The 7,003-nt window shown below is 37.2% G+C and carries 5 protein-coding genes; 2 read left to right on the plus strand and 3 right to left on the minus strand.

The genetic code is table 11. The annotated features are described in order from the left end of the window. The first annotated feature begins 358 nt into the window (after nt 1–358). Nucleotides 359–1,468, plus strand: a complete 1,110-nt coding sequence (locus tag L2764_RS25065; RefSeq protein ID WP_248943090.1) for a thiamine pyrophosphate-dependent enzyme — start codon at nt 359–361, stop codon at nt 1,466–1,468. A gap of 433 nt (nt 1,469–1,901) precedes the next feature. Here the strand turns inward: L2764_RS25065 and L2764_RS25070 are convergent, their stop codons facing one another. The 3 genes from L2764_RS25070 to L2764_RS25080 form a co-directional block, all read right to left on the minus strand. Further along, on the minus strand, nt 1,902–2,834 hold the full coding sequence (locus tag L2764_RS25070) for a DNA replication terminus site-binding protein (protein ID WP_248943091.1): 933 nt from the start codon (nt 2,832–2,834) through the stop codon (nt 1,902–1,904). A 162-nt stretch (nt 2,835–2,996) separates the two neighbouring features. Further along, entirely contained in the window at nt 2,997–4,043 is a 1,047-nt protein-coding gene (locus L2764_RS25075; protein ID WP_248943092.1) for a trypsin-like serine peptidase, read from the minus strand. 245 nt (nt 4,044–4,288) lie between these two features. Beyond that, nucleotides 4,289–5,311: a hydrolase gene (locus tag L2764_RS25080; RefSeq protein WP_248943094.1), complete on the minus strand. Its 1,023-nt coding sequence runs from the start codon at nt 5,309–5,311 to the stop codon at nt 4,289–4,291. 1,063 nt (nt 5,312–6,374) lie between these two features. On the opposite strand from L2764_RS25080, the gene L2764_RS25085 reads away from it, so the two are divergent. Beyond that, nucleotides 6,375–6,857 carry an MATE family efflux transporter gene (locus tag L2764_RS25085; RefSeq protein ID WP_248943093.1) on the plus strand — a complete coding sequence of 161 codons (483 nt, stop codon included), beginning with the start codon at nt 6,375–6,377 and terminating at the stop codon, nt 6,855–6,857. Nucleotides 6,858–7,003 lie beyond the last annotated feature (146 nt).

Raw genomic sequence — 7,003 nt, forward strand, 5'->3', positions numbered from 1 at the left:
TCATCGGGATCAATTAAAACTCGGAATGTAGATAGTGCCTTGGGCACGGACTTAAGCCCTTTTAGGGCGTCACCCAAATAAGCCTCCGGCTTTGCCGGAGGTAAGTTAACTATTTCCAAGAAGTAGATCAAGTCAAGGCCTTTGATGATGCCTGTGTTTTCAGTGCAGTAGTACAAAGTGAGGAACAAATTCCACGCTTAATTCAGCAGGCTATTGGAGCAGCTGTTTCAGACCGTGGTGTAGCGCATATTGCTATTCCGGCAGACTTGACTACTGCTAAAATTGAAAAAAACCACCAATTCAAATTTTTACAAAAGAAAACTCATGTGTTATTCCATCTGAAAATGAACTGAAATCCATGACAGCACTGATTGATAAAAGTAAATATCCTTCACTTTTAATAGGCTGTGGAGCAATAGGTTCTAGAAATGAAGTTCATAATTTAGCCAAACTACTCAATGCTCCTGTTGTTCATTCTCTAAAAGGGACTGAGGTTTTAGAATACCATGATCCTTATTCAATTGGTGGGATTGGTCATCTTGGTACTCCTCATGGAATAGCGGTAGTTGATGAATGCGATCTTTTGATTATGTTAGGTACGGATTTCCCTTATAGTGCTTTTTTGCCAGAACATGGCAATATTATTCAAGTTGATCTAAATTCTAAGAATCTCGGGCATAGAGTTAGGATTAATCAAGGTGTAGTTGCTGATGTTAAAGAAACATTGAAAATACTAACACCTAGATTGAAAGAGAAGAAAAATGATACTTATTTGAAAAAAATGCAAAATAAAAGAGATAAATGGTTTAGAAAAACAGCAAAAGAATATGACCTCGGAAATGATAAGATTATTCATCCGCAATCTGTTGTACTTACTATCAGTGAACTTGCAGAAGATGATGCTATTTTTGTAGGAGAAGTAACCGTTTGGGTGGCGACTCGCTTGAAAATTTATTCAAATCAAAGGCTTATAAGTTCTTGCAATCATGGTTCACTTGGTGTCGGATTACCCGCAGCAATTGGAGCCAAAGCGAAATATCCTGATAGGCAAGTGATTGCACTTTGTGGTGATGGTGCCTTTGGTATGCTTTTAGCTGATTTAGTCACAGCGGCAAGATATGAACTTAATTTGGTGGCTATTGTCTTTCGTAATGATAAATTCGGTTTTGTTGAGCTGGAAATGGAGGCGTCAGGTTATCCTAGATTTGCAACAGATCTTGTGAACCCCAAATTTTCAGATGTGGCCAACGCATGTGGTTGTATAGGCATTGAAGTTAAAAAACCTGAACAATTAAAGCAAGTGCTTAAAGATGCATTAGTCATGAATAAACCTGTTGTAGTTGAAGTTTATGTTAACCCAGATGAACTTATTTTGCCTCCTAAAATAGACATTGCAACTGCATGGAAGTTCACTACAGGAAAAGTTAAGGAAATGCTTATTGAGCGAAAAATACAAAATTTATTCTAAGGTGGATTAAGCTAAGAGGTTAGCCAATGACGCCTTTCATTTGGGGCTTGGGGATGGTCAATCTCTATTGGGGGATTATTGACCCTGTTGAGGGAGAATATTTTCGTATCGTTAGGGTAAAATCACTAAACACTGCTAACACTGCTAACACTGTTTTTTTATACAGTGTTAGCAGTGTTGTAAATGATGACGACAGCAGGTGTATTATGTGAGATATTAATCATCTCTCACATAACCAATGAACGGGGTTCTTAATTAAACTACTGATTTTAAAGTAGAAATAGTAATTTACTGGCTTTATCTTAAAAACGTTTTTTATTCATATCTTTAGTGATTTGACGACTGCACAATCAAGTACTGTTTTTATATACAGCACTTGCTTGGGTGAAATGTTATAACGTCTATTTCATCATAAAATAAAAAATGATGATGGCTAGCTTTTAACTCGATAAAGGTGTAATTGTGCACTGATTAAATCCGTTTCATATTCACGGGTTTTATCCACTTCTGGTTTATGGTAATCAGTTAGGGGAGTGACTTTTAAATCTTGTTTTGAAAAAACCAGAACGGGTGTGGTCGCACTGCATTCTTTTGGTCTGAGGTGAGTACGAGGATCAGAGCCATATTCATTTTTATAGGACAGTTTTATCATGGGTTTGACTCTAACAGGACGACGGATCACTAATTTATCGTTACAAGCGTGTAGCGTATTAATTTGCCATTGTATCGCCTGAATTTTATTTTCAGGCTCTTTTAATAATGAGGCTTGATGCTGTAGTTTTTCTAACTGGTTGATGGCTTGTTTCTTATTGACCTTAGGGGAACTCATCTTTTTTGCCCAATAAAAGCGTAAACGAGCGGGTGTTTCTGGCGTGTCAGCAATCAATATTTGACGCTTAAGTTGATGGGTCATGATGCGCTTAAAAAGGTGATGTATTACATCCCATTGTTCTTGATGATCTTTACTATTGATTTTTAAACAATGCATGAAATCTCGTTTAGCTTGGTTTAATCCTTGAATGAGAGTGTCTACCTGTAAAGGGCAGGAGTCTAAGTCAAACTGAATAAAACCAGGGTAGCGCCTTACAAGCCGAGTACTGTATTCCTTATCCAATGTATTATCTTTAGCATAGTAAGCTGTTAATGAACGAAGGGTGGGCTCAAACGCCTCTTGCCCAGTTAAGACAGATACCTGAATATATCCAGGTTGATCTGTTTCATCATCTTTTTCAAATAAAGGGAGTTTAAATAATTGATTGTTTTTTATAGGTAATTGTATTAAACGGTCCTTTAATTGATCCGATAACATTTTTACTGTAGCCATGTGCTGCTTAAGTTCTGTTTCAACATGTTGTTTTATGTTCATCAATTCACTACCTACATTCTAAGTTGACTTACTCAAGAATATCTTGGGTATTACTATATTTCAATTAAAAAACATAATAATACATGTCTTTAATTCTCGGGGAGATCTCATTCAAACTATTTTCTACTGACTAAAAAAGTAATTGAGTTCAATACAAAAATATTAGGGATAAGTCTCCATCCAATGATGGAGTGTACTGTAAACTTCAGATGTAATACGAGTACCACAGTTATTATTGGGAGAACCGGTAGTATGGACCCCTCTGATATAGTTATCACGATCAATAATAGCGCTGCCACTGACACCATTTGATGTATCCATTTGATAGCAAAGGCGATGATTCGTTGACATCACTGGTCCCGAATCTGTCCACATAGTGGCATACGACTTTTCGCTCGCATAACCAGTAATACTATGCTCACCCGCAATAAAAGGACCAAAACCTAACCAGCCACCATTGGCAATACAATCGAGTACTATTAATCCATAATCAAAATTAGAGTTTCCATTGTTATACCAAGCTTCTGTTGTAATAGCCATTTTCCATGAACATTTATTCCAAGGCTTATAATTACCATTTTGTGCAACAGCAAAATCTAAATTACTGTACCAATTACCATTGCCATCACTGATACAGTGTCCGGCGGTTAATACATGATTGTCACCAATTAGGGTGCCTGTGCAGCCTATATCCAATTTTCCAATATGCCAATAAGGGCTGCGATTAACGGTATTAGTTATTTGTTTTCGATCATCGATCCCAATAACAATCTGAGGCTTGATAGTTTGCTCTGTATTGGGATTGTAGGCGGTGTTCACACCATATTCAGTTAAAGCATTACTCATAATATCGGCTGGAACATTTCTATTTTGTAATGGTATAATTTGCTTGAAGTGTTTCATGCTTGCAATAGTAATTTTAGAATGAAATTGCTCACCATTCACCGAAACGGCAATGCCACTTAATGCTTTTGCCAGTTCCTCATCAGAGTAATCACTTTGAATATAGGTCTGTGAAATAGTTTTTCTATTTTTTATTTCCATATTATGAATGAAGTGGGCGGCATCATTTAACGGGAAAAAATTGGATTGTTCAAGCAATGTTATTTCTTGCGAAGCGGACATTAACCGGGTAGATAGGAGTAGAAAAGATAGACAAAATAAAATAGTGTAAAAACGACAGCGTGTTACCTTGACTCGATAATTCATCGTTAATCCATCCTTGTAAACGTACCTATAACTATAGACAAAGCATTCAATAAATCGAATCATGCTTAACATCGAATATTTTTGACCTTATGCCTCATATTACTCGGCCAAATGATCCTCTTTAGCCCTTAAAGTCTCAGCTGTAGGCTAATTTGCTTAAATAATCGCATTTTTAAATGCGGTGTTATCAAATGGCTATCTTCTAACTGAGTCAATAAGTACTCTTTAATACGATTATTGGCAGTCTATTGTGGAATTGGAGTAGAGCATCGTATAGGGCTAGCACTCGTTCTATCCCGTTGGGTGGCGGATGAGAAGGGCAATAAGTATTCAAGAATACGGCGTTCTAGATAATATTTTGGATTCCAAGGGCTACCACCTTCAATAAAACCAAGGTGACCACCTTGGTTATGTAATTCATAGCTCACATGAGGGGATAATTGAGAAGAACTTGGAATAACATCTTCAGTCATAAAAGGATCGTCTTTAGCATGGATAACCAGCGTTGGCTTAGCAATATGAGCGAGAAAAGGTAAGCCACTGGCCTGACGATAATAATCATCTACACCATCAAATCCATGCAGAGGGGCGGTGACTTGATGATCAAACCTATGAAGTGTCGTTAAGTTTTTTATTTGATGTTGAGTGATTGGAATATGTTTATCTAACGCCATTATTTTCATCTTATCAATTATTTTTTTCTGTAACCGTTTGATAAAGTAACTTTGGTAAATTTTTGAAAATCCTTTTTCCAATTTTTTGGCACAAGCGGCGAGTTGTAACGGTGCTGCTATCACGACGGCCCGTTCGATTAAACTATTATCTTTGTGTTCGCCTAAATATTTAGTGAGGATATTTCCCCCTAAACTGTAGCCAACGGCATAAATAGGATTATGGGGGAAGTGAGCTTTAATGTGTTCTAAGCTGATCTGTACATCTTGAGTATCACCACTGTGATAGGCTCGAGGTAGACGATTTATCTCCCCTGAACAACCACGGTAATGATGGACTAATGCACATTGATTAATAGACTTACATTTTGAAAGTAAACGTTTAATGTAATGAGAGTCTGCGCTACCTTCTACACCATGAAACATGAGTATAATGGGCTGATTATCTATGGGTTTAGATAACCAATCAAGATCAATGAAATCTTGATCGGGTAATTCTAATCGCTCACGTTTTAATAAGGGCCTTAATACTTTCATTAAAGAGGGTAAAATTGTTTGAATGTGGGGACTTTTAGCCCACCAAGGAGGCGAAAACATGTTGCTTAAGCCATCTCCCGCAGCGGTTTCGTGCGTTTCCTCGATGAGTCCTAAGGAATGAGGGGCAATTCCCACATCATCATAAGCACACCTTAGCGTTTTAGCTTGCCCTTCAGAGCGAGGGGCATCAATACGGTTATCATAGGCCAAACTATTATTGAGACTATTAGATTTCATCACAACTCTCCAGTAACCGCTGACGACTCTAGTATTAAAATGCATTTGTAATAAAGACAAATTTATATCATTTAAGAGCGCTTTATATGCGTATAAAACATCATCAATTTAAAAACTATACTGACTATACATGCAAACCATTTACACAACTATTGGTTAACATTGGTTTAATACTTAAATTCATACTTAACTAATACCTCACTAATACTAAACAGATAAAAAGCCTCATTAAAACAGAGATAATTAATACTAAACTCCTATTGTCCATTAAAGGGTAGGACTTACGCATGGACTAATGCACCGCAGTACTTCTTAACTCCCCTGCTAAGTGAGCCCTATTCGGGATAAAAATTAAATACTTAAGGGATTAATTGCTTGTTCTAAAATCCGATTTTTTATTAGAAAAATAAGATCTTCAAAGCAATAGGAAGAACATAAAAAGAGTGGGTCGCACTTTGGGGCGTCAGTCCTATGATTTGGCGACTTCTTCTGGCTGGGATAATGAGTCTCTCTATTCCTTTCATCTCTATGGTGAAGATTATGGCATTGGATTTTCTGATAACCCATGGCAAATCACGCTTGTGTCCTTATCGTTGTGCTTGTGAACAGAGCTCAACGAAAACGATCAGCCTTGTGAGTGAATGGCTTCCAGAACTAAGCGACCTATAACGTAAGCCTGGTAGCCAACGGCAAAAAACAGAATTAATACACCTTAGGGATGTCCTCGTGACAGGGGCCAGCTCCTGAAACCAGGAAAACCGATAATAATGTGTTAATTCTAAATAAATTGAGATTACAGAGAATAGTAAGCGATTAACTGGCGGTTTTTCTATTTTGATGAGTATAATTTTTATAACCACTCCATAAAAAAATATTCAATGTGATTATGCTCATAATATCTTATTTAGAACACCTCAAATTAAGCTGGGATAAGTATTTTCATCGTACCTTAATACTCGCATTACCTTTAATGCTCTCATTATTTTCACAAATATTATTAGGTATTGTTGATTTATTGATGGTGGGTCAATTAGGTGCTGTTGCCGTGGCTTCTGTTGCCTTTGTTAATGTATTAGCACCGTTATTATTTGCCCTAACGTTAGGTTTAGCGACGGCTTTTTTGATTAAAATAGCGCATGCCTATGGTTCAATGGATAATCATTCTGGAGCAGAAGAGTTTAGGTATGCAATGATTTGTGCCGTATTCCTAGGCGTGATCCAATGTGTTCTATTGATTGTTTTGCTATATTCTTTAGGAGGGTTAGGACAGCCAGAAGAGGTCGTTGCCATGACACCCCCCTTATCTTTTCTGGATTGCATTGTCTTTTATACCTACCGCGCCAGCGTTGGTATTGAAAAGCTTTACTGATGCACAAAATGATCCCTGGCCAAGTGTTATCATATTACTAGGGGGCGTTGACAATTGGCCATGATTAGCTGATTAAGATACAATTTTTCTCTTTGAAATTCATATGTCTCGTAAAATGATTAGCGATAAGCAGTGGCGACGAATTC

The organism is Shewanella surugensis (assembly GCF_023284005.1).
In the GTDB taxonomy this organism is placed as follows: domain Bacteria; phylum Pseudomonadota; class Gammaproteobacteria; order Enterobacterales; family Shewanellaceae; genus Shewanella; species Shewanella surugensis.